Annotated in this window: 2 pseudogenes; both read left to right on the top strand. The window is 62.0% G+C overall.

Annotated features, from left to right (window positions below):
• Positions 1 to 348: pseudogene (locus AC1DWI_RS23735) on the top strand (DNA primase); the annotation flags it as partial.
• A gap of 389 nt (positions 349 to 737) precedes the next feature.
• Positions 738 to 1,224 (top strand): annotated as a pseudogene (locus AC1DWI_RS23740) (RNA polymerase sigma factor RpoD); the annotation flags it as partial.

Genomic DNA, 1,224 nt, shown 5'->3' on the forward strand with positions numbered 1-1,224 from the left:
GAAGAGCATCATTTACTGGTCGAGTTGCCTGAGCCCCACGGCCCGCTTTTCATCTGGCTGGAGAGCCAGTTGCATGAGCACGGACCCCAGCCCTGGGCCGCCTTGCGTGAAGGGCTGCGCGGCCACCCTTACGAAAGACACGCCACAGCGCAGATCGCACAGATTCCCGAAGGCATCGAAAGTGACTGGGATGAGGTTCGGAGCATCCTGGACCAGCTCCTGCGCCTGCACCGCCAGCGCGAGATGAGCGAGCTGGCCGCTCGCGCCGCCACCGACCCGGCCGCCCGGCAGCGCTACCTGGAACTGGCCGCCAGCCTCAAAACCACCGCCACCGACCCGGCCCGCTGAGCGGGCCCGGCCTCCGGAAAAATCCCTGTTTCTGGGCCATATAAATCGCCCAAAAAACAGGCAACAGGGTATAATCCGATTTTCGACGGCAAGCGCGACAGCAGCACCTCCGGCCCGGCCACCCTGAAACTTCGGGGAACTCACAGATGAGACGGCCACTTCCCCCAGGGAATTTCCGCAAGGACTGCACACCAAATGTTCGCCCAAACAGCTTGCCCGGGAAAATAAGCCGCCATGTGCCTTTGGCATTGCCCGGCCTGTTTTCCGCCCTCTCGTTTTGACTCTGAACTCTTGTCACCGTGCCTGTGCTTTGTACAGGCGCAAAGGCGCATTTTTGTTTACTGGTAGCTGATCGATATTTAAAACAATTCCCGACAACTGGAGGTCCTATGCCTACTGCCAAGCCGAAGAAGCCGAGCACGTCCAAGAAGCCGCAAGGTGCGCAGCCCAAAGCTGCCGCAAAGCCCAAAGCCAAGGCAGCGCCCAAAGCTGCTGCCCGGCCCGCAGGCAAGCCTCCAGTCAAAGCAGCAACCAAGGCTGCCGCAAAGCCTGCCGCCAAAAGCGGCAAGGTTGAAAAGCCGGGAAAACACGCCATATCTGTTAAACCCAGCAAACCCAATGCCCTGGTGAGCAAAGCCCCCCTGAAAACCGCGAAATCCGCGATTTCCGATTTGCCCCTGAAGAAAGCCCCCGCCGTGCCGACCAAGTCCAGTCCTGAAGCCAAGCCCCTCGCCGTCTCCGCCGACGTGCCCGTGAAGAAGAAACCCGGCCGCCCGCCCAAGAACCCGGCAGCCGAAGGCAGCGCGCCTGCCACTACCACCGGCGCCAAGCGCGGCCGCAAGCCGAAGAGCGCCGCCGGCCCGGTCAAGACGGGGG

The organism is Polaromonas sp. P3_C2 (genome assembly GCF_056402675.1).